Below are 19177 nucleotides of genomic sequence, written 5' to 3'. Positions count from 1 at the left end.
CAGAAAGCTCGGGAAGAATCGCCCCCATGAGTTCGGAACCCACCTCGGACGACGCAACCAAGCGCGACACCTCCGCCGCGCAGCCGGTCGACCCCTCCGTGCGGCCCGGCGACTCCACGGCGCAGCCGGTCGACCTCGATAAACCGGACGGCACGCCCACCGAGGTCCTAGGTGCGAGACAGGACGCGGCCACCGACTGGTGGAACGACCCCGCCCACACCGGCGCCCCGGCCACCCCCGATCCCGACGCCCAGCCCACCCAGGTCCTGCACCCCGGCGAGGCCGCCTACGCGGCGGGCGCGACCGGCCACCCCGGCACCGGCTCGACGCCGACCGCCGACACCGCGAAACTCGCGAACGGCACCGGCCCGACCGCGGCGCTGCCGGGCGGACCCGGTTATCCGGCGGGCCCTTCGGGTCCGATCACCCAGTCCGGCGGTATGCAGGTGCCACCGGGCGCCCCGCCTCCCCCGGCGAATGTCGGTGGCGGACAGACCGGTTCGTCCGGTCCGAAGCGCAGCCGCAAGAAGACCCTGCTGATCGTCACCCTGGTGGCCGCGCTGCTGATCGCGGGCGGGCTCGCCGGCGGCGAGGCCTGGGCCCGTCACAAGGTCGAGAAGTGCATCAGCTCGCAGTTCGAGGCCCAGATGGGCTCCAAGATCGACGTCTCGTTCGGCTGGAAACCGCTGCTGCTCACCATGATCGACCACAAGGTCGGCGAGGTCACCGTGAAGAGCGACGATTCCAAGTTCGGCCCGGCCCAGGGCATGGTCGTGAACGCCACCTTCCACGACGTCGAGACCAAGGACGGCGGCAAGCAGGCCAGCGTCGGCAGCTCCAGCGCCGACGTCACCTGGAGCAATGACGGCATCACCCAGACGATGGCCGGTCTGGTCTCGGCCACCGCCTCCGATCCCGCCACCGGCACACTGAGCTTCGCGGTCCTGGGCGGCCTGGCCCAACTGCAGGTCAAGCCGAAGATCGTGGACGGCAAGATCGAGGTCGAGACGCTGCAGGCGTCGCTGCTCGGCTTCGGACTCCCCACCGATCTGGTCTCGGGCATCGTCGGGCTCATGACCGAGAGCCTGCAGACCTACCCGATGGGATTGACCCCCAACAAGGTCGAGGTCACCAAGGACGGCCTGCACATCACGCTGCAGGGCGGAAACACCGTGCTGCAGGCGGATCCGAACGCCCAGCAGCAGCCCATCCTCTGCTGACCGACCGCCGCTAGACCGGAAACCCTTCCAGCACTGCGCGAGACCGGGACAGCCCCAGCCGGGTGGCGCCGGCGGCGATCAACTCCGCCGCCTGCGCCGCGTCCCGGATCCCGCCGCTGGCCTTCACCCCGAGCCGCCCGCCGACCGTTTCGGCCATGAGCCGCACCGCGTGCGCGCTCGCGCCGCCCGCGGGGTGAAAACCGGTGGAGGTCTTCACGAAATCCGCGCCCGCGCGTTCCGCGGCCCGGCACACCTCCACGATGGCGTCATCGCTCAGCGCCGCCGCTTCGATGATCACCTTGAGCAGGGCGCGATCTCCCACCGCCTCCCGCACGGTGACGATGTCGGACAGCACCGCGCCGTACTCGCCCGCGCGCGCCGCGCCGACGTCGATGACCATGTCCACCTCGGCCGCGCCCTGCTCCACCGCGAGCCGCGCCTCGGCCCCCTTCACCAGTGAATGATGTTTGCCGGAAGGGAAACCCGCGACCGTGGCCACCACCAGACCGGGCGCGCGCACCGGCAGCATGGACGGCGACACGCAGATCGCGAACACCCCCAATTCGCGCGCCTCGGTCACCAGCGCGGTCACGTCCGCGGGGGTGGCATCGGGAGACAGCAGTGTGTGATCGATCATCTCCGCCACGTCAGAGCGGGAAATCTTCGGCATGAGCACCGAGTTTGGCACATCTTTGTTGCGGGGCGCCGTCGCTGTCACGCAGACTTGTAGGCGTGCTGATCCGTCGTGAACGTACCGGCGATGCCGCCGCGATCGACGCGGTACACCGCGGCGCTTTCGGTGCGAGCCCCGATCGCCCCGCGGCTGCCGACGGCGATTCCCCTTCCCCCCACGCCTCCGGCGACCCCGTCGAAGTAGGCCTGGTGCACACGCTGCGCGATGACGCGGCCGTCTGGGTCCCGACCCTGTCGCTGGTGGCGGAGGTTCACGACCGGGTGGTCGGCCACGTCTGCCTCACCCGCGCGACCGTGGGCCCGTTCCCGGTGCTGGCGCTGGGGCCGCTCGGGGTGCTCCCGAACCATCAGGCCGCGGGCATCGGCTCGGCCCTCATGCACGCCGCCCTCGGGGCCGCGGACGCCCTCGACGAGCCCCTCGTGGGCCTGCTGGGCAGCCTCGAGTACTACCCGCGCTTCGGCTTCGTCCCCGGCAGCCGGGTGGGCATCATCCCGGACCAGCCGGACTGGGCCACCCACTTCCAGGTCCGCACGCTCACCGCCTACGAACTCGAGATCAAGGGCGACTTCCACTACGCCGAGGCGTTCTACGCGCTCTGACCGGGGCGTGCTTCACCCCTGTGCCGCGAGCCGGGCGGTTACTGGGAGTATGTCCCTCATGAGTTCCACCCTGGACGACCGCCGCTACGTGCTCACCCTGGGCTGCCCGGATCGTCCCGGCATCATCGCCCGCATCACCTCGTTCATCGCCGATTTCGGCGGGTCGATCGTGGAGGCGGGTTACCACTCCGACCTGGAGACCGGGTGGTTCTTCACCCGGCAGGCCATCAAGTCCGCCACCGTGCCGTTCGACCTGGACGAGCTGCGCGACCGGTTCACCGCCGTCGCCGCCGACCTGGGCCCGGAGACCGACTGGCAGCTGCACGACTCCGGGGAGCGCCGTCGCGCGGTGCTGCTGGTCTCCAAGGACGGCCACTGCCTGCACGACCTGCTGGGCCGCGCCGCCTCCGGCGAGCTGCCCGCCACCATCGAGGCCGTCATCGGCAACCACCCCGACCTGGCCGGGATGACCGAGGCGCACGGCATCAAATTCCACTACATCCCGTTCCCGAAGGATCCGGCCGAGCGCGGTCCCGCCTTCGAGCAGATGCGGGACCTGGTCGACGCCCACGACCCGCACGCGGTGGTGCTGGCCCGCTTCATGCAGGTGCTGCCCGCCGAACTGTGCGAGCACTGGGCGGGCAAGGCCATCAATATCCACCACAGCTTCCTGCCGTCCTTCGTCGGCGCGCGCCCCTACCACCAGGCGTTCGCGCGCGGCGTGAAGCTGATCGGCGCGACCTGCCACTACGTCACCGCCGAACTGGACGCGGGCCCGATCATCGAGCAGGACGTCACCCGCATCGACCACTCCGACACCGTGCGCGACATGGTCCGGCAGGGCCGCGACATCGAGCGCGTGGTGCTGGCCCGCGGGCTGCGCTGGCATCTGGAGGGCCGGGTGCTGGTGCACGGCCGCCGCACGGTGGTCTTCGAATAGGCCCTGGCGTTTTCGAACCGAACCCCGAAAGCCAACGCCCGCCCCCGGTTTCCCGGGAGCGGGCGTTGTCGTTCGTGCGGCGGGTCAGCCCGCGACGGCGGCCGGGCCGCGACGCGCGGTCCGGATGACCCGGTGCAGTTCGCTGTTGAAGGCGCGCTCGGCCTCGATGTTCACCAGGTGACCGGTCGGCAGGATGGTGTACCGCTCCAGATTGCCCGCGGCCGCGAGGTTGTCGGCGATCTCGCGCGAATGCACCTCGGGCAGCAGCTTGTCGTAGGAGCCGGCCACGACCGTCGTCGGCACGGTCAGGAACGCGGCGGCATCGATCACGTCCAGCTCGACCAGGCCCCGCGCCACCGCGGCCCGCACCGACGGACGGCAGGAGCGCACGATCGAGACGCCGAAGGCAACCTGGTCGCGGGTGGCGGACGGATTCGTCAGCCGGCTCTTGGCGACCAGGTTGACCGCCGCGCCGCCGGGCAGCGGCAGCGGAGTGCCGAACAGCACCCGGGCCACCAGCTCCGGGCTGGTGACGATCTCGTTGAGCATCGGAATCACGGTGGCGCGGTGCGGAATCTGACGCGCGGCCGTGGTGGCCAGCAGCACCGCGCTCGCCCGCTGCCGCACCTGGTGCGGGTACTTGCGGGCCCAGGCCTGAATCGTCATGCCGCCCATGCTGTGTCCCACCAGCACCGCCTGCTGACCGGGCCGCAGCACCGCGTCGAGCAGATCGGAGAAGTCGTCGGCCAGCTGGTCGGCGCCGAAAGCCCGGACGCCGCTGTCGCTTTCGCCGTGGCCGCGCTGATCGAAGGCGATCACGCGGTACTCGCCGGCGAAGGCGTTGATCTGCGGGTTCCAGTATTCGAGGGCGCAGGACCAGCCGTGGGCCAGCACGATGACCTCGCCGTCGGCCGGACCGTACGCGTGCACGCGCAGCTTGGCGCCGTCACGGGTGGTTACGGGGATGACCTCGGCGGGACGCGGCGTGTTGAGGGAAGCCGTCTTGTAGCGGCGGGACCGCAGTCCGGGGCGAAAGGGAGCGGTCAACGCATCCGCGCCCGCCTCCTGGAGTTTCACCAGCATGAGCACTCCTTTGTGTTCCAGACCACAGTATCGCGCTAACCGGGGTGCTTGCAACAGCAAGCAGGTATATATCTTCTTGCTATACAACAATGTTCGCGGTGCGCGACCTCGCGGATAAGGTCCCCCAGGGGTGGGTGAGCCCCACCCCTCAGGCGCCCACCACCTTCGCCGGAACCCCGAAAGCGGCCCCGGCGACCCGCGCGAGTTCGGCGTTGAACTCCCGGTAGGCCTCCACATTGCCGAGGTGCCCGGTCGGCAGCACCCGGTAAGCGTCCAGACTGCCGGTCTCGGCGAGCATCGCCACGATCCGCTCCGCGTGCACCGGCGGGGTCATATCGTCGGCCGATCCCGCGATGACGGTGGTCGGCACCGCCAGAGCGGCCGCGCCGCGCCCGAGGTCCAAGTAGGACAGCAGGGTTCCGAACCGCCCGCGCACCCGCGCCGGGCAGGACCGCACGATGTTCATGCCGAAGTCCGCGATATCGCCGACCGACGCCAGGCTCATGACCTGCCGGCGGAACACCCACTGCACGGGCTTGACCGGCGGGAACAGGATCGGCGCGCTCAGTCCGAGCAGACCCATCCGGAACGGCAGCGCGGCGGCGCCGCGGTTGAAGAACGGGACCACGGTGGTCTCGGCGATCAGGTCACCGGCCGCGGTATTGGTGAGCAGCACCGCGTGCAGCTGCTTCCGCACGCGCTGCGGGTAGCGGCCCGCCCAGGCCTGAATCGTCATGCCGCCCAGGCTGTGTCCCACCAGCACGGCCCGCTGACCCGGCCGCAGCGCCGCGTCGAGGACCTCGGCCAGATCGTCGGCGAGCTGATCGGTGGTGAGCGGGGCGGTGCCCTCGTCGCTCTCCCCGTGCCCGCGCACGTCGTAGGCGATCAGACGGTATTCACCGGCGAAGGCGTTGATCTGGGGATTCCAGTATTCGAGGCAGCAGGTCCAGCCGTGCACCAGCACGATCACATCGCCGTCGGCGGGTCCGTAGGCGTGCACCCGCAGCCGGGCGCCGTCGGAGGCGGTGACCGGCAGGACCTCGTAGGGTCCGGCGGGCGGATTCAGATCCGCGGTGCCGTAGGTCCGGGTGCGCAGGTCGGCCCGGTGCGCGAGCACCAGGTCACGGACCTTCCGGCCGAGGTCCGCAGGGTGAGGCAGCGTTGCCCGCATAGGACACTCCTTTGTGTTACTGACAGATACAGTAACCCGGAGTACCGGGTGCTAGCTAGTGCAAGCACCCGAAAAGTCCCGAATCGGAATCGAGCGCACAAAAAAGGCCGCCACCCGGTGAACCGAGTGACGGCCGAAACTCCGAGGGCCCGCTACCAGCGCGGCCCGCGCTGGATCTCGTCGACCTTGGGTCGCACATCGGCCAGGTAGACGCCGGTCGCGACCACCGCCGCGATACCGAGGAACCCGACCGCGGTCTGCCCCAGCAGCAACCCGCCCAGCGACGCCAGCAGAATGGCGATCCACACCGGCTTGGTCAGCTTGTCCACGGCCGTGAAGGCGTCCGGGCGCTGGCGAATCGCGTGCACGAGGGCGAACACGGTCATGCCCATCGCGGCCAGCCACAAGACCCACAGAATCAGTCCGGGTATTCCCATCACGCCACCATCATACGGAGCGAAGACCCGGTCACCGCGACTTCCGGGCACGACACGAATCCGCGCGAACCCCGCGGCGAGCGTCACGGCCCCGGAAACGAGCGTCGCCCCCGCGCACCGGAGTGCGCGAGGGCGACAAGCTCTTTCGCGGAACGCGAAGACCTACTTCTTGGCCGGGGCGGCCTTCTTGGCGGGCGCGGCCTTCTTGGCCGGGGCGGCCTTCTTGGCCGGAGCGGCCTTCTTGGCGGCGGGGGCCTCGTCCTCGACCGGAGCGGTCTCGGTGGTCACGTCCACGACCTCGGCGTCGACGGTCTCGTCGGCCGGGGCCTCCTCCTTGGCGGCGAAGCCGAGGTACGGGCCGACCTGGTCGCTGACCTTGCCCAGCACGTCCTGGGTCTGGGCCAGCAGGTCGTTGTAGCGGGACTCGACCAGCTCGAAGCGGTCCTCGAAGGCCGGGTTGGCGCGCAGCTTCTCGACGGTCTCCTCGCCGCGGGCGGCCAGGTCGGCGTAGAAGTCCAGCAGCTGGTGGTAGTACTGGTCGACCAGCTTGCGCAGCTCTTCGGGGGTGGCCTTCTCGCGCAGCTCGGCCAGGTCCTCGGGCAGCTCGGACGGCAGCGCCTGCACGCGCTGGCGCAGGGTCTCGGCCTGCTCCTGCAGGTCGGCGGGGAGGTTGGCGAAGCGCTCGCGGGCCTCGTCGATGCGACCCTGCACGTCGGCGGAGTTCGCGCGCTCACGGATCTGCGAGACGGCGTCGGTCACGACGGCGTAGAGGGCGTCGCCGGCACCGACGGTGGCGTAGATCGGCTTGGTGACGGTGGCGGTCAGATTCGATTCGGTCATGATGGTTCGCTCTCCTGGCGTGGCGGAACTTCGGTTGTGCGGTGCGGAACTTCGTTGTCCCTGTTTCCCCCGGGAACGCCCCCCATTAGCTCCGTTGCGTCCCCTCTGTCCTCGTTAGCCTGGTTCTCCCGGCAAAACGATTCATAGATGTCCAGGAGGACCTGCTTCTGACGTTCGGTCAGGCCGTTGTCTGCCAGCAGGGCATCCCGGACCGGGCCGTGCGGCCTCTGCTCGAGGTACCCGGCCCGCATGTACAAGACCTCCGAGGAGACCCGCAGACCTTTGGCGATCTGCGCGAGTACCTCGGCGGACGGGTTCCGCAACCCGCGCTCGATCTGACTCAAGTACGGATTGCTCACCCCCGCCAGTGCCGCGAGCTGCCGCAGCGAGACCTGGGCGGCCTCGCGTTGCGACCGGATGAAGCCCCCGATGTCGTGAGCCGCGTTGGCTACGCGGCCCGACCGGTCGCCGGCGGCGGACGTCTCCGCTGCGTCGCCGTCGATCGGTTCGGGAACCTCGGGATCGTGCTTCATCACTCACCTTCCGGCGGTTGTGGGGCCAATTCTAGGACGGGGTGCTAACTCTTGCAAGCGCTCTGTTAGCACGCCCTATCGATGCCAGGTCGGCAAACACTCAGCGCTTCAACCGAAGCGCCAATTGGTCAATTGTTCAGCCATTGAACAGCAAATGCGAAACGGTGTAGATCACAAGGCCCGCAAGCGAACCCACGACGGTGCCGTTGATGCGAATGAATTGCAGGTCCTTGCCGGCCGCCAATTCGATCTTGCGCGAAGCCTCCTCGGCATCCCAGCGCGCCACCGTGTCGCTGACCAGACCGGCGAACTCGGCGCCGTAGTTGGCGACCAGGTAACGGACGCCCCGCTCCAGCCAGCCGTCCACCTGATCGCGCATCGCCGGGTCCGAGGACAACCGCTCGCCCAACTGCAGGACGTTCTCCGACACCTTGCGCCGCAAGGTCGAATTCGGATCGTCGGCCGATTCCAGGATCACCCGCTTGGCCGCGCGCCAGGTGGCCTGCGCCATCCCGGTGACCTCGCGCCGGCCCATCAGCTCGGTCTTGATCTTTTCTGCCTTCTCGATCATCGCCTCGTCGAATTGCAGATCGTGGGCGAATTCCTCGAGGAAGCGATTCGCGGCCAGCCGCACCTCGTGATCGGGCTGGGTCCGCACCTTCCAGGTGAATTCCACCAGCTCGCGATAAATACGTTCGGCCAGGAGCGAATTCACGAATTTGGGCGCCCACGAGGGCGCGTCCCGGTTCACGATGCGGTCGAGGGTCTCCTGGGAGTCCAGCGCCCACTGGTGCGCGCGCTCGGCCAGCAGGTCCAGCAGCGGGGCCTGCCGGTTGTCGGCGAGCAGCTCATTGAGGACCTTGCCGATGGGCGGGCCCCACAGCGGTTCCGCGATCCGCTTCACGATGGTCTGGTCGATGATCTGCTCGACGTCCTCGTCGCGCAGTACGCCGATCACCGCGCGCAGAATCGTCGCGCTCTCGTCGGAGATCCGTTCCGCGTTCGCCGGTTCGGCCATCCACCGGCCCAGCCGCAACGGAATCTGCGCGGAATTCACCTTGACGGCGACGGCGTCGGGCGAGAGGAAATTGGTGCGCACGAAGTCACCGAGGCCCTCACCCACCTGATCCTTCTTCTTGCGGATGATCGCGGTGTGCGGGATCGGCAGACCCAGGGGATGCCGGAACAGGGCGGTGACGGCGAACCAGTCGGCCAGCGCGCCCACCATGCCCGCCTCGGAGGCGGCCTTGACATAGCCCACCCACTCCCCGCCCCCGCCGCGGGAACTGATCCAGGCGCAGACGATGTAGATGACGGTGGCCACGGCCAGGAAGCCCGTCGCGATGGCCTTCATCCGCCACAGCTCGCGCTTCTTACCCTCTTCGTCCAGGAGATCGGCGAACGCTCCGCCGCCGGTGGGCATGGTCTTCATCGGCTTCGGCTCGGTCTGCTCGAGTACCCCGGCACTGCCGGCAGGTTGCTCCATGACTTCCATTCTGGCGCGTGATGTGACGAACTCCCCGCCACCGTGCCCTTCCCGAACGGCGGCGATCCACAGCATGGGAGGCTTAAGCTGAATAGGCCCAGGCCCAGGACGCGAACAAGGAGCCAACGCAGCGTGACCACCAAAGGCAGCGTGAGTGCGGCCGTCGAGGCGGCCACCGGTCCACGCGGGGGTCGTGAGGACGGCCGCAAACGCCGCTGGCAGCAGCACAAGATCGACCGACGCGAAGAACTGGTGGACGGCACCCTCGCCGCCATCCGCAAGCGCGGCGGCGATGCCGGAATGGACGAGATCGCCGCCGAGATCGGCGTCTCCAAAACCGTGCTGTACCGGTACTTCTCGGACAAGCAGGATTTGACCCGCGCCACCATGGAACGGTTCATCGAGACCACTCTGATGCCGCGCATCTACGGCGCCATCAGCGACGACCTCGACGAATACCAATTGGTCCGCAACACGCTGGCGGCGTATGTCCACACCGTGGATTCGGACACCGACGTGTACCGGTTCATCATGGGCAACGGCGCCGCGACCGACACCTCCACCCTCGCCGACTTCGAGAAGTTGTTCGCGCAGGTGGTCTCCGCGGTCATCATCGACAAGTCCTTCGACCGCGGCCTCCAGACCGAAGGCGCCATGCTGTGGTCCTACGTGCTGGTCGGCGGCGTGCAGCTGGCGACGGACTGGTGGATCTCCAACCGCACCATGTCCAGCGAGGAAATGCTCGACTACCTCACCATGATGGCCTGGAGCGCCATCGAGGGCATGGTCCGCGCGGGCGGCGACCGCCATTACTTCAACTCGCGCCCCCACGTGCTACCCGATGCGGAGAACAACCCAAACAGTGCTAGCTGACGGCTAGCACTGGAGTTCCCAGTGTGGTTAGTCTGAGGTCGGCGGAGCGCACCCTCTGAGACGCTCACATCACAGGGTTTCCGTCATGTCGGCACCAACGGGGGTGTTGGCTCCCATGGAGGGTCACTGATGGCGAAAGAGCTGCCCACATCCAGGCTCGCGCGGGGGACGAAGCTGGGAATCGCTGTAGCCGGTAATGCCTTGCGCGCCCAGAAGACCCGACGCTCCATGCGCGGCAGATCCGAGGCGGTGCGCGCCCGGATGGCCGAGGAATCCATGATCCGGGCCACCGAGCAGATGGTCATGGTGCTGGGCACCATGAAGGGCGTCGCCATGAAGCTCGGGCAGATGCTGTCGGTGCTGGACCTGGACCTGGTGCCGCCCGAGCATCGGGAGCGGTTCCAGCGGCGGCTCGCGGTGCTGCGCGACAGCGCGCCCTCGGTGTCGTTCGACGTGATGCGGGCCGTCATCGAGGAGGACTTCGGGCAGCCGCTGGAGCAGGTGTTCGCCGAATTCGATCCCGAACCCGTCGCCGCCGCCTCGATCGGGCAGGTCTACAAGGCGACCCTGCACGACGGCCGCGAGGTCGCGGTGAAGGTGCAGTACCCGGGCATCGACACCGCCGTCCGCGCGGACCTCAAGAACCTGGCCATGTTCCGCCGCATCCTGCAGTCCGCCATGCCGTGGGTGACCCCGGCCGTGCTCGACGAGCTGCGGCTGAACCTGGAGAGCGAACTCGACTACGTCGCCGAGGCCACGACCCAGAAGCAGATCTCGGACCTGTTCGCCGGGCACCCGTTCATCGTGGTGCCCACCACCTACCCGGAACTGTCCACCACCCGCGTGCTGGTCAGCGAGTACTTCCCCGGCCGCGGCTTCGAGGAGATCCGGGAAATGCCCGCCGCCGAACGGAATCGGATCGGCGAGATCATCTACCGGTTCTACGTGGGCTCGCTGTTCACCTTCAACGAGTTCTGCGGCGACCCGCACCCTGGCAACCTGCTGCTCGGCCCCGACGGCCGGGTCGCGTTCCTGGACTTCGGGCTCTACAACCGGATGGATCCCGAACACGTGCACTTCGAGGCCGTCTGCATTCGCGCGGCCGCCGAGGAGCGGGCCGAGGACCTGCGCGACCTCATGGTGCAGCGCGGCGTCATCGAGTCGCCCGAGGAGATCACGCCCGAGGAATGCCTGGAATACGTGCTGGCCGCATGTGAATGGGCGCTGGTGGACGAGGAACTCACCATCACCCCCGAGTTGGCCTCCGGCGCCTTCGTCCTCGCGGTGGACCCGCGGGCCACCGACTTCGAGGGCATGAAACAGCAGAATCTGCCGCCTGAGCACCTGTTCTCCCGCCGCGCCGACTTCCTGACCTTCGGCATGCTCGGGCAGCTGGAAGCGACCGGCAACTGGCACCGCATCGCACGGGAGTGGCTGTACGGGGACGGCCCGGTCACCGAACTCGGCCGCGCCCATCACGAATGGCTGGCGAGCCGACCGGCTCCCACGCCCACCACCGGGGCACCCACCAAGAAGCCCCGCAAGCGCGCCGCCAAGGCGTGACAACCCCCAACTTTCAGATTGGTGAGACTATGTCCGCAGCAAGGGAATTCGACATAGCGTTATTCGGGGCGACCGGCTTCGTGGGGAAGCTGACCGCGCACTATCTGGTGGAGGCGGCGCCCGCGGGCGCGCGTATCGCGCTGGCGGGCCGCTCGCTGGAGAAGCTGGCCGCCGTCCGCGCGGAACTCGGCCCGCTCGCCGCGGAATGGCCGCTGGTGCAGGCGGATTCGACGGATCAGGAGAGCTTGAACGCGCTGGCGGCGCGGACCAAGGTGGTCGTCACCACCGTGGGTCCGTACCTGCGCTACGGGTTTCCGTTGGTCCAGGCGTGCGCGGAGAACGGCACGCACTACGCCGATCTGACCGGCGAGCCGCTGTTCATCCGCGACTGCATCGACCGGTTCGGCGACAAGGCCGCCGAGACCGGCGCGAAGATCGTGAATTCCTGCGGCTACGACTCGATCCCGTCGGATCTGAGCGTGTACCAGCTGTACAAGCGCAGCGTCGACGACAATGCCGGCGAGCTCACCGATGTCACCCTGGTGGCGTGGCTCAAGGGCGGAATGAGCGGCGGCACCATCGATTCCGGGCGCGCCATGATGGAGGCCATCGCCGCGGATCCGGCCAAGGCGTCGGTCATGTCGCACCCGTACTCGCTGAGCCCCGACAAGTCCATGGAACCCGATGTCGGCCGCCAGTCCGACCAGGCGTGGTCCCGGGCCTCGGACATCGACCCGAGCCTGAACGGCTGGGTGGCGACCTTCATCATGGGCGCGCACAACAGCAAGGTGGTGCGCCGCTCGAACGGCCTGCTGGGCTGGCCGTACGGCAAGAACTTCCGCTACCGCGAGGTGATGAGCGCCGGCTCGTCGGCCACCTCGCCGCTGGTCGCCGCCGGTATCGCGGGCGGCATCGTGGCCACCATGGCGACCGGCGCGGTGTTGTCGCGGGTGGCGCTGGGCCGCAAGCTGCTCGATCGGATCGTGCCCGCGCCGGGCACCGGTCCGAGCGAGAAGGCCCGCCGCAGTGGCTGGTTCACCATGCGCACCTTCGCCCACACCACCTCGGGCGCCAAGTACGAGTGCACCTTCGCGGGCCAGGGCGATCCCGGCTACCAGGCCACCTCGGTCATGCTCGGCCAGGCCGGTCTCTGCCTGGCCTTCGATGACCTGCCGGAGTTGGCGGGCATCCTCACCCCCGCCTCGGCCATGGGTGACGCGCTGACCGAGCGGCTGCGCGCCGCCGACATCACCATCGAGGTCACCCCGGTCTGACCGGGCTCGGCGGTCACGCCGGGGTGCTGTACTTCGCGATCAGCTCGCGATACTTCTCGAAGGCGGGCTTCGGCGTGTAATCCGAACGCAGGAGCCCGAATTCGAGGTTCATATCGCCCTGATCGCTGTACGAGTCGCGGAGGCCGAAGTGCTCGTAGGTGGTGATGCCGAGCTCGTCGGCCAGGCCGTCGACGAGCTCGACGACGGTCTCGAGCACCTCGGCCTGCCGTGCGTAGGACCGTCCCGGCCCGGTGGCCCAACCGTTTTCGCTGATGTGGATGGGTGTCGTGGCCGGTATGCCCGCGGCGGCGAGGCTGTCGCGCCGGAAGCCCGTCAGCACCGCCGTGGCAGCGGCTTCCAGCTCCGAGGCCGGTAGCGGCCGGAAGACGTCGGGGAAGAAGTCCAGCCCGACATAGTCCAGCGCGTCGGCGAATTCGCGTCCGCCCGAGCGGCCGAGGTCCGTCCAGTACTCCTGTCCCGGATCGAAGGCCGGCGCCGCGTTGCAGCCGACGCGCACCGCGAGGCCGAGCCGATCCACCTCCGCGCGAGCGGCCAGCACTCCTTCGACCACGGCCCGCCGGACCTGCGGAAAGTCGCCGTTGCCGCCGGGACCGGCGTGGTTGGGCTCCTGCGCGATCTGCAGCGAGGACAGCACCGGCCCGTGCTCGCGAATCTGGGTGCGCAGGAACGCGAGCCAGCCGGTCAGGTCGTCGCCGGGTTCGTGGAAGCACACCGCCAGATCGAGGGTCCGACGCGCCCCGGCGTACTGCCACGGCCGCGGCGGGGCCTCCTGGAATCCGCCGCGCGCATCGCTGTACAGGACATATCCGCGCACCACGAACGGGTGCTCGCCGTGCAGGTCGTCGAGGGCGGCCGCGATGCGGTCGGCCCGTTCCGGCGGTCCGGGGGTGACATTGCCGTACTGGTCGCCGCCGAGCCCGCCCGCGTAGATACCGAATCCGAGGGTCATGGCCCGACCGTACCTGTAATTTTGGTGTCACACCATTTTTAGTGTCACACCTATACTGACCGCGACCGGAAGGAGCGATCGTTGGCACTGCGCGAGGAGAAGAAGCGCGCCACCCGGACCGCACTGGCCGACGCGGCCATGGCGCTGTTCGCGGAGAAAGGGTTCGACAAGGTCACCGTGGCGGAGGTCGCGCGGGCGGCGAACGTGTCGGTCAATACCGCGTTCAACTACTACCCGACCAAGGAGGACCTGTTCTTCGACCGTCAGGACGAGGTCGTGGACCGGCTCGCGGCGGCGGTGCGGGATCGCGAACCGGGCGAGTCGGCCACGGCGGCGGTGCGGCGCTCCTTCCTCGACCGGGTGCGCCGGGACGATCCGACGCTGGGCCTCGCGCCCGCCGCCACCACCTTCTGGCAGCTGATCGACGACAGCCCGGCGCTGCAGGCACGTTTGCGGCGACTCGGCGAGCAGACGGAGAGCGCCCTCGCCGAGGCGCTGGCCGAGGCCACCGGCGCGGGTGCGGAGGACCCCGTGCCGCGGCTCGTCGCGGCAGCTCTCGCGGGCCTCGATCGGGCACTGCACGCCGAGATCCGCCGAGCCGTCCTGACGGGCGTGGCTCCGGAGACGGTGCGGGCCATGGCGATTCGAGCGGCCACCGACGGTTTCGATGCGGCCGTGACGGGTCTCGCCGACAGCGCGCGGTGAGCCGGGTCAGCCCGGGGTGCGGTCGATCAGTGCGGTGAGCGCGGCCCGGAGGTCGGGACGGGCCGCGCCGGAATACAGTTCGGCCAGCGCGATCTCGGCGACCATGGCGATCACCAGCTGCGCCACGGCGGGAGGATTCCCCCAGCCCAGGGTCTCGATGTCGGGGGCGATCATGGCGGCCACGAGCTGATTGCGGGCTGTCACCTCGTCGAGCAGGTCGGCGTCGGTGCGGGATTGGGCCAGGAAGGCTTTCGTGCCGCGAGTCGCGAGGCAGGCGTCGAGGTACGCGGCGAGGCCGGTGTGGAGGCGGGCCGGGCCCGGCTCGAGCTCCCCGATGGCGGCGAGGACCAGGGTGGTCAGTTCGTCGTGGTAGCGCCGGTGCAGGGCCACCACGTAGCCGCGGCGGTCCGGGAAGTGGTGATAGAAGGTGCCTTTCGCCATCCCCGCCGCCTGCACGACGGCGTTCACGGACAGTCCGGCCAGGCCCGTGCGGGCGGCCACGTCGGCCCCCGCGTCGAGCAGGGCGTTGCGGCCGGGTTCCGCCGGTCGTGGCATGGCCGAAATCCTTTCCTGGGCCGAGGCTTTCCCCGAGGGTACATCGCGGACTAGTCTATGACCGACCGGTCGGTCATGCCCGGCGCGCTGGGGGCGCCGGGCGTACGACCGCCACGAACACCGGGAGCACCCATGTCGCGATCGGCCACCGGCCGTCTCACCCTCGCCGCCTTGTTCACCGCGAGCCTGTGCGCCGGCGCCCTCACCGGCCCGGCCGCCGCCGACCAGCCCGATCCGTCGTACAGCTACTTCGGCGGGCTGGCCGCCGAGCTCACCGCGCCGGGGCAGCCGCCGCCGGGCGCGAACGACTGGTCCTGCACACCGACCGCGGCGCACCCGAATCCGGTGGTCCTGCTGCACGGGCTGGGCAATGAGACGGTCGGCTGGAACACCCTGTCGCCGGTGCTCGTCAACGCCGGGTACTGCGTGTTCACCACGACCTACGGCACGGGCGCGCTCGGGCCGATGATGGGCGCGGTGACGCCGGTCGAGACCAGCGCCCGGCAGATCTCCGATTTCATCGACCGGGTGCGCGCCGAAACCGGTTCGGACAAGGTCGATCTCGTCGGTCATTCGATGGGCGGCGCGGTCCCCTTCTACGCCCTGAACCACCTCGGCGCGGCCCCGAAGATCGACCACTACGTGGCGCTGGCCGCGCCGCTGCACGGCTCGACGGTGAGCGGTCTGGCGAGCCTGCAACCGCTGCTCGAATCCACCGCGCCCGGAATGGAATCGGCGGCGCAGTGCGGCCCCTGCCAGCTGTCGCCGGGTTCGCGGGTCGCGGTGGATCTGAACCCGGACCCGGCCATCGCCCCGGCGATCCGGTTCACCACGGTGGTGTCCCGCTACGACGAGATCGCCACCCCCTGGACCACCGGCCTGCTCGACGGCCCGAACGTCGACAATGTGGTACTGCAGGACCTGTGCGCGACCGACTACACCGAGCACTTCGAACTGCCCGCCGATCCGGTGGCGGTGGGTGTGGTCCTCAATGCCCTCGATCCCGCGCACGCCCGGTCCGTCTCCTGCACTGTCGTGCTGCCCTTCATGGGACCGCCGGCGAAATAGCAATCCATCGATCGACGGACAGCACCCGCAGAATCTCTCCGGTAGGGTCGCGGGCGGGACGGAGGTGGTTACCGAGAAAGGGGGGTCGGCCACGTGAAATGGATCCTGACCCCGGACGAGTTCGCGATCATCTGGACCCGCGAAACCGATCTGGAACGCCGCCCCTACCCGCTCGACACGAGCCCTGCGGCAACCGAGAACACCGGCGGCGCATCGCGATTCGGCCCGCTGGCGCTGGGCACGCCGATGCCGCGCCACCTGCGCCGCACCGATCCGGACCTGGCCGCCGCCCTGGCGCTGTGCGCCCGGACCGACACCACGACCGTCACCCTCTACGGCGAACGCACCGCCCGGCCCGGCGCCCGGCGCATTCTCGCCTTCGCGGCGGTGGGCCAGCAGCGGGCCGGGATCCTGGTCTCGATGCCGGACGCGGTGACCGTATCCCTGTGTCCCGCCGAGCATCTGGGGCGGGAACTGGTGGAGATCATCGGGTCCGCGCCGCCCGGGCGGCTGGACACCCTGCGCGAACCCCAGCAGGCCGTGCTGTATCCCGACGCCGCCGGAGCCGGGGAGGAAGCGGATCGCTTCCGCCGCAAACTGCGCGAGCCCGTGGACGGGCGCGGCTTCATCACCGTCTCGGTGGAACCGGCGAATCCGCTCTCGCCACCGACCCGGCATCGCACCTGGCTCGACTTCTCCGGCGACGGCCGCTACCTGCTCACCACGGCCGCCGATCTCACGCTGACCCCGGTCACCGACGAGGAACTGGCCGCCCAACTGGTGCACCTGGCCCGGGTCTGATTCGGCGCGGTTGCCTGCGGGAAACCACGCCGCGTGCTACGCATGAGGAATGGCGAAGGCGACATCCTGGTCCAAACCGGTCACCAAGGCGCTACGCGCCGACGGCATCTCGGTCGCGGACCTGAATCCGTCCACGACTCCGGGCTTCAAGGGCGACAAGCGTGCCGGCGAGACCCTGCTCGAGGAGCGCCGCGCGGTGCTGTCGGATCTGCAGGAGAAGCTCTACGCCAACGGCCGCTCCGGTGACACCCGCAGTGTGCTGCTGGTGCTGCAGGGCATGGACACCGCGGGTAAGGGCGGCATCGTCCGGCACGTGATCGGCTCGGTCGACCCGCAGGGCGTGGATCACGCGGCCTTCGGGGTGCCGACCGCCGAGGAGCGCAAACACCACTATCTGTGGCGGATCCGCAAGCAGCTGCCGCGCGGCGGGCAGCTCGGCGTGTTCGACCGCTCGCACTACGAGGACGTGCTGGTGGTGCGGGTGCACGAGCTGGTCCCGCCGGAGGTCTGGGGCAAGCGCTACGACGAGATCAACAAGTTCGAGCGCAAACTGGTCGACGACGGCACCACGGTCGTGAAGGTCGCCATGTTCGTCTCCCTCGACGAGCAGAAGAAGCGGCTCATGCAGCGGCTGGAACGCCCGGACAAGTACTGGAAGTTCAATCCCGCCGACATCGACGAGCGCGGCTACTGGCCGCAGTACCAAGAGGCGTACCAGGCGGTCCTGGATCGCACCAATACCGACTACGCCCCCTGGTACGTGCTGCCCTGCGACTCCAAGTGGTACGCCCGGCTGGCGGTCACGGAACTGCTGATCGACGCGCTGCAGGGCCTGAAACTGGACTGGCCGTCGGCCGGGTTCGACATCGAGGAGCAGAAGAAGCGCCTCGCGCGGGCGTGATCCCCGTCCCGCGCACGCCCGCTTGCTGGTTTCTCTCAGGTTCGCGGGTGAAGATGGGCCCGCACATGTCGTGACTACGGAAGGTGTGGTGAGCGCAGAGGTGAGCAACAAACCGGGTCGGAACCCGCTGGCGCAGGCGGCCAAGGCCGACCGCAACCGCAGGATCCTCATTCAAGTGGCGGTGGCCGTCGTACTGCTCGGCCTGATCGCCGGCATCGGCATCACCCTGGCGACGCGCAAGCACAATGACGACAAGGCCGCCGAGGGCTCGAACACGTTCCACTGGAATGCCGAGCAGGCCGCGCTGGTCCCGCCGAACCTCACCCCCGAGGGCGCGATCCGGATCGACAACGCCGCCGCCCCCGCGCCCGCGGGCAAGCAGAAGACGTCCGTGCGCGTGGTCGCCGACGTGCAGTGCCCCGCCTGCAACATGTTCGAGAAGGCCAATGCCGACGCGCTGGTCAAGGCCGTCCAGAGCGGCCAGGCGGTGGTGGACTACAACATCATCACCTTCCTCGACCGCGCCTCCAACGGCAATCAGTACTCCACCCGCGGGGCCGCGGCCGCCTACGTGATGTACGAGGCCGACCCGTCGAAGTTCCAGGCCTGGCTGTCCGCCATGTACGAGCACCAGCCCAAGGAGGGCGGCAACGGCATGAGCGACGACCAGCTCATCCAGATCGCCAAGGACTCCGGGTACACCGATCCGGCTGTGGCCCAGGCCATCAAGGACGGCAAGTACACCACCTGGGTGAAGCAGCAGACCGACAAGGTCTTCGCCACCGGTGTGAAGTCCACCCCGACGGTGTACGTGAACGGCACCCAGGTGTCCGATGCCCAGGCCCTCATGTCCCCCGGCGGCATCACCTCGGTGATCGAGAACGCGAGCAAGTGATGATCTCCGCGGGACCCCGATCGGCGTGGCCGCTGCTGCTGGCCGCGCTGATCGGCTGGGGGGCCTCGGTCACGCTGCTGGTCGAGAAGTTCAAGTCGCTCACCGAACCCGGCTACCGGCCGTCGTGCACGATCGACTCGACGCTGTCGTGCACCACGGTGATGGCGGACAAGACGGCGTCGCTGTTCGGATTCCCGAATCCGATCATCGGCGTGGTCGGTTTCTCGGTGTTCGTCACCATCGGGGTGCTGCTGGTCTGCGGAATCTCGTTGCCCCGCTGGTTCGTCGGCGGCATGTGGGCCGGTCTGCTGGCGGGCGTGGCGGCCATCGGCTGGCTGGTCTGGGACGCCACCTTCCAGATCCACGCGCTGTGCCCGTGGTGCATGGTGGTGTGGGCGGTGACCCCGGCCATGTTCGCCATCGTGACCGGAATGCTGTTCGGCCGGTCCCGCGGCTTCGCGCAGGTCATCGCGGAATGGCGGTGGACGCTGGTCGCCGTGTTCTACGCGGTGGTCATCCTGATCGTGTACGTCCAGTTCCAGTCGTACTGGAACAGCAAGTTCTGACCG

The 19177-nt window shown here is 69.0% G+C and carries 21 protein-coding genes; 12 read left to right on the top strand and 9 right to left on the bottom strand.

What is annotated here, in order from left to right:
- The first annotated feature begins 26 nt into the window (after nucleotides 1-26).
- Nucleotides 27-1220 (top strand): DUF2993 domain-containing protein, encoded by a 1194-nt coding sequence (locus ABZ382_RS20210; RefSeq protein ID WP_357090902.1) that lies wholly within the window; start codon nucleotides 27-29, stop codon nucleotides 1218-1220.
- Between the two features lie 10 nt (nucleotides 1221-1230).
- On the opposite strand, the gene deoC is transcribed toward ABZ382_RS20210, so the two are convergent.
- On the bottom strand, nucleotides 1231-1890 hold the full coding sequence (gene deoC / locus ABZ382_RS20205) for a deoxyribose-phosphate aldolase (RefSeq protein WP_357090900.1): 660 nt from the start codon (nucleotides 1888-1890) through the stop codon (nucleotides 1231-1233).
- Between the two features lie 62 nt (nucleotides 1891-1952).
- Between deoC and ABZ382_RS20200 the strand changes: the two genes are divergently transcribed.
- Nucleotides 1953-2513 (top strand): N-acetyltransferase, encoded by a 561-nt coding sequence (locus ABZ382_RS20200; protein ID WP_357090898.1) that lies wholly within the window; start codon nucleotides 1953-1955, stop codon nucleotides 2511-2513.
- Between the two features lie 49 nt (nucleotides 2514-2562).
- Nucleotides 2563-3453 (top strand): formyltetrahydrofolate deformylase, encoded by an 891-nt coding sequence (purU, locus tag ABZ382_RS20195; RefSeq protein ID WP_357090897.1) that lies wholly within the window; start codon nucleotides 2563-2565, stop codon nucleotides 3451-3453.
- An 84-nt stretch (nucleotides 3454-3537) separates the two neighbouring features.
- Here purU and ABZ382_RS20190 read toward each other — a convergent pair whose 3' ends face one another.
- From ABZ382_RS20190 to ABZ382_RS20165, 6 genes are all read right to left on the bottom strand, one after another.
- Complete coding sequence (locus tag ABZ382_RS20190; protein WP_357090895.1) at nucleotides 3538-4536, bottom strand: alpha/beta hydrolase; 999 nt, start codon at nucleotides 4534-4536, stop codon at nucleotides 3538-3540.
- Nucleotides 4537-4684: 148 nt separating this feature from the next.
- The gene (locus ABZ382_RS20185) at nucleotides 4685-5707 is read right to left on the bottom strand and encodes an alpha/beta fold hydrolase (protein ID WP_357090893.1); all 1023 of its coding nucleotides are present in this window, start codon (nucleotides 5705-5707) and stop codon (nucleotides 4685-4687) included.
- Between the two features lie 152 nt (nucleotides 5708-5859).
- Entirely contained in the window at nucleotides 5860-6144 is a 285-nt protein-coding gene (locus tag ABZ382_RS20180) for a DUF2516 family protein (RefSeq protein ID WP_357090891.1), read from the bottom strand.
- Between the two features lie 162 nt (nucleotides 6145-6306).
- Complete coding sequence (locus tag ABZ382_RS20175; RefSeq protein ID WP_357090890.1) at nucleotides 6307-6984, bottom strand: heparin-binding hemagglutinin; 678 nt, start codon at nucleotides 6982-6984, stop codon at nucleotides 6307-6309.
- On the bottom strand, nucleotides 6981-7517 hold the full coding sequence (locus tag ABZ382_RS20170; RefSeq protein ID WP_357090887.1) for a helix-turn-helix transcriptional regulator: 537 nt from the start codon (nucleotides 7515-7517) through the stop codon (nucleotides 6981-6983). Before ABZ382_RS20170 ends, ABZ382_RS20175 begins: the two co-directional genes overlap by 4 nt.
- Before the next feature lie 136 nt (nucleotides 7518-7653).
- Nucleotides 7654-8949, bottom strand: a complete 1296-nt coding sequence (locus ABZ382_RS20165; protein WP_357091338.1) for a DUF445 family protein — start codon at nucleotides 8947-8949, stop codon at nucleotides 7654-7656.
- Between the two features lie 186 nt (nucleotides 8950-9135).
- Between ABZ382_RS20165 and ABZ382_RS20160 the strand changes: the two genes are divergently transcribed.
- The 3 genes from ABZ382_RS20160 (at nucleotide 9136) to ABZ382_RS20150 (ending at nucleotide 12713) form a co-directional block, all read left to right on the top strand.
- Nucleotides 9136-9876 carry a TetR/AcrR family transcriptional regulator gene (locus ABZ382_RS20160; RefSeq protein ID WP_357090885.1) on the top strand — a complete coding sequence of 247 codons (741 nt, stop codon included), beginning with the start codon at nucleotides 9136-9138 and terminating at the stop codon, nucleotides 9874-9876.
- A 129-nt stretch (nucleotides 9877-10005) separates the two neighbouring features.
- A complete protein-coding gene (locus ABZ382_RS20155; RefSeq protein ID WP_357090883.1) occupies nucleotides 10006-11439 on the top strand; it encodes an AarF/ABC1/UbiB kinase family protein in 1434 nt (477 codons plus the stop codon).
- A gap of 29 nt (nucleotides 11440-11468) precedes the next feature.
- Nucleotides 11469-12713 (top strand): saccharopine dehydrogenase NADP-binding domain-containing protein, encoded by a 1245-nt coding sequence (locus ABZ382_RS20150; protein WP_357090881.1) that lies wholly within the window; start codon nucleotides 11469-11471, stop codon nucleotides 12711-12713.
- Nucleotides 12714-12726: 13 nt separating this feature from the next.
- On the opposite strand, the gene ABZ382_RS20145 is transcribed toward ABZ382_RS20150, so the two are convergent.
- Nucleotides 12727-13683 carry a hypothetical protein gene (locus ABZ382_RS20145; RefSeq protein ID WP_357090879.1) on the bottom strand — a complete coding sequence of 319 codons (957 nt, stop codon included), beginning with the start codon at nucleotides 13681-13683 and terminating at the stop codon, nucleotides 12727-12729.
- A gap of 81 nt (nucleotides 13684-13764) precedes the next feature.
- Here ABZ382_RS20145 and ABZ382_RS20140 point away from each other — a divergent pair, with 81 nt between their 5' ends.
- Entirely contained in the window at nucleotides 13765-14388 is a 624-nt protein-coding gene (locus ABZ382_RS20140) for a helix-turn-helix domain-containing protein (protein WP_357090877.1), read from the top strand.
- A 6-nt stretch (nucleotides 14389-14394) separates the two neighbouring features.
- On the opposite strand, the gene ABZ382_RS20135 is transcribed toward ABZ382_RS20140, so the two are convergent.
- Nucleotides 14395-14943: a TetR/AcrR family transcriptional regulator gene (locus tag ABZ382_RS20135; protein WP_357090875.1), complete on the bottom strand. Its 549-nt coding sequence runs from the start codon at nucleotides 14941-14943 to the stop codon at nucleotides 14395-14397.
- Nucleotides 14944-15075: 132 nt separating this feature from the next.
- On the opposite strand from ABZ382_RS20135, the gene ABZ382_RS20130 reads away from it, so the two are divergent.
- From ABZ382_RS20130 to ABZ382_RS20110, 5 genes are all read left to right on the top strand, one after another.
- A complete protein-coding gene (locus ABZ382_RS20130) occupies nucleotides 15076-16011 on the top strand; it encodes an alpha/beta fold hydrolase (protein WP_357090873.1) in 936 nt (311 codons plus the stop codon).
- Between the two features lie 93 nt (nucleotides 16012-16104).
- The gene (locus ABZ382_RS20125; RefSeq protein ID WP_357090871.1) at nucleotides 16105-16812 is read left to right on the top strand and encodes an ESX secretion-associated protein EspG; all 708 of its coding nucleotides are present in this window, start codon (nucleotides 16105-16107) and stop codon (nucleotides 16810-16812) included.
- A 49-nt stretch (nucleotides 16813-16861) separates the two neighbouring features.
- Nucleotides 16862-17713 (top strand): polyphosphate kinase 2 family protein, encoded by an 852-nt coding sequence (locus ABZ382_RS20120; protein WP_357090869.1) that lies wholly within the window; start codon nucleotides 16862-16864, stop codon nucleotides 17711-17713.
- Nucleotides 17714-17801: 88 nt separating this feature from the next.
- Nucleotides 17802-18608, top strand: a complete 807-nt coding sequence (locus ABZ382_RS20115) for a thioredoxin domain-containing protein (protein ID WP_357090867.1) — start codon at nucleotides 17802-17804, stop codon at nucleotides 18606-18608.
- Nucleotides 18608-19174: a vitamin K epoxide reductase family protein gene (locus tag ABZ382_RS20110; protein ID WP_357090865.1), complete on the top strand. Its 567-nt coding sequence runs from the start codon at nucleotides 18608-18610 to the stop codon at nucleotides 19172-19174. The genes ABZ382_RS20115 and ABZ382_RS20110 overlap by 1 nt, the downstream gene beginning before the upstream one ends.
- Nucleotides 19175-19177: the final 3 nt, after the last annotated feature.

It is taken from the genome of Nocardia sp. NPDC005825 (assembly GCF_040630175.1).
Classification (GTDB): domain Bacteria; phylum Actinomycetota; class Actinomycetes; order Mycobacteriales; family Mycobacteriaceae; genus Nocardia.
This window is presented reverse-complemented; position numbering and strand designations above follow the sequence as displayed.

Bases quoted from the DNA above. Each gene is read 5' to 3' on its own strand.
- ABZ382_RS20165 (WP_357091338.1), bottom strand. From the start codon at position 8,949: ATGAAGACCATGCCCACCGGCGGCGGAGCGTTCGCCGATCTCCTGGAC.
- ABZ382_RS20145 (WP_357090879.1), bottom strand. From the start codon at position 13,683: ATGACCCTCGGATTCGGTATCTACGCGGGCGGGCTCGGCGGCGACCAG.
- ABZ382_RS20185 (WP_357090893.1), bottom strand. From the start codon at position 5,707: ATGCGGGCAACGCTGCCTCACCCTGCGGACCTCGGCCGGAAGGTCCGT.
- ABZ382_RS20110 (WP_357090865.1), top strand. From the start codon at position 18,608: ATGATCTCCGCGGGACCCCGATCGGCGTGGCCGCTGCTGCTGGCCGCG.
- ABZ382_RS20130 (WP_357090873.1), top strand. From the start codon at position 15,076: ATGTCGCGATCGGCCACCGGCCGTCTCACCCTCGCCGCCTTGTTCACC.
- ABZ382_RS20120 (WP_357090869.1), top strand. From the start codon at position 16,862: ATGGCGAAGGCGACATCCTGGTCCAAACCGGTCACCAAGGCGCTACGC.
- purU (WP_357090897.1), top strand. From the start codon at position 2,563: ATGTCCCTCATGAGTTCCACCCTGGACGACCGCCGCTACGTGCTCACC.
- ABZ382_RS20175 (WP_357090890.1), bottom strand. From the start codon at position 6,984: ATGACCGAATCGAATCTGACCGCCACCGTCACCAAGCCGATCTACGCC.
- ABZ382_RS20155 (WP_357090883.1), top strand. From the start codon at position 10,006: ATGGCGAAAGAGCTGCCCACATCCAGGCTCGCGCGGGGGACGAAGCTG.
- deoC (WP_357090900.1), bottom strand. From the start codon at position 1,890: ATGCCGAAGATTTCCCGCTCTGACGTGGCGGAGATGATCGATCACACA.
- ABZ382_RS20170 (WP_357090887.1), bottom strand. From the start codon at position 7,517: ATGAAGCACGATCCCGAGGTTCCCGAACCGATCGACGGCGACGCAGCG.
- ABZ382_RS20135 (WP_357090875.1), bottom strand. From the start codon at position 14,943: ATGCCACGACCGGCGGAACCCGGCCGCAACGCCCTGCTCGACGCGGGG.
- ABZ382_RS20150 (WP_357090881.1), top strand. From the start codon at position 11,469: ATGTCCGCAGCAAGGGAATTCGACATAGCGTTATTCGGGGCGACCGGC.
- ABZ382_RS20210 (WP_357090902.1), top strand. From the start codon at position 27: ATGAGTTCGGAACCCACCTCGGACGACGCAACCAAGCGCGACACCTCC.
- ABZ382_RS20190 (WP_357090895.1), bottom strand. From the start codon at position 4,536: ATGCTGGTGAAACTCCAGGAGGCGGGCGCGGATGCGTTGACCGCTCCC.
- ABZ382_RS20180 (WP_357090891.1), bottom strand. From the start codon at position 6,144: ATGGGAATACCCGGACTGATTCTGTGGGTCTTGTGGCTGGCCGCGATG.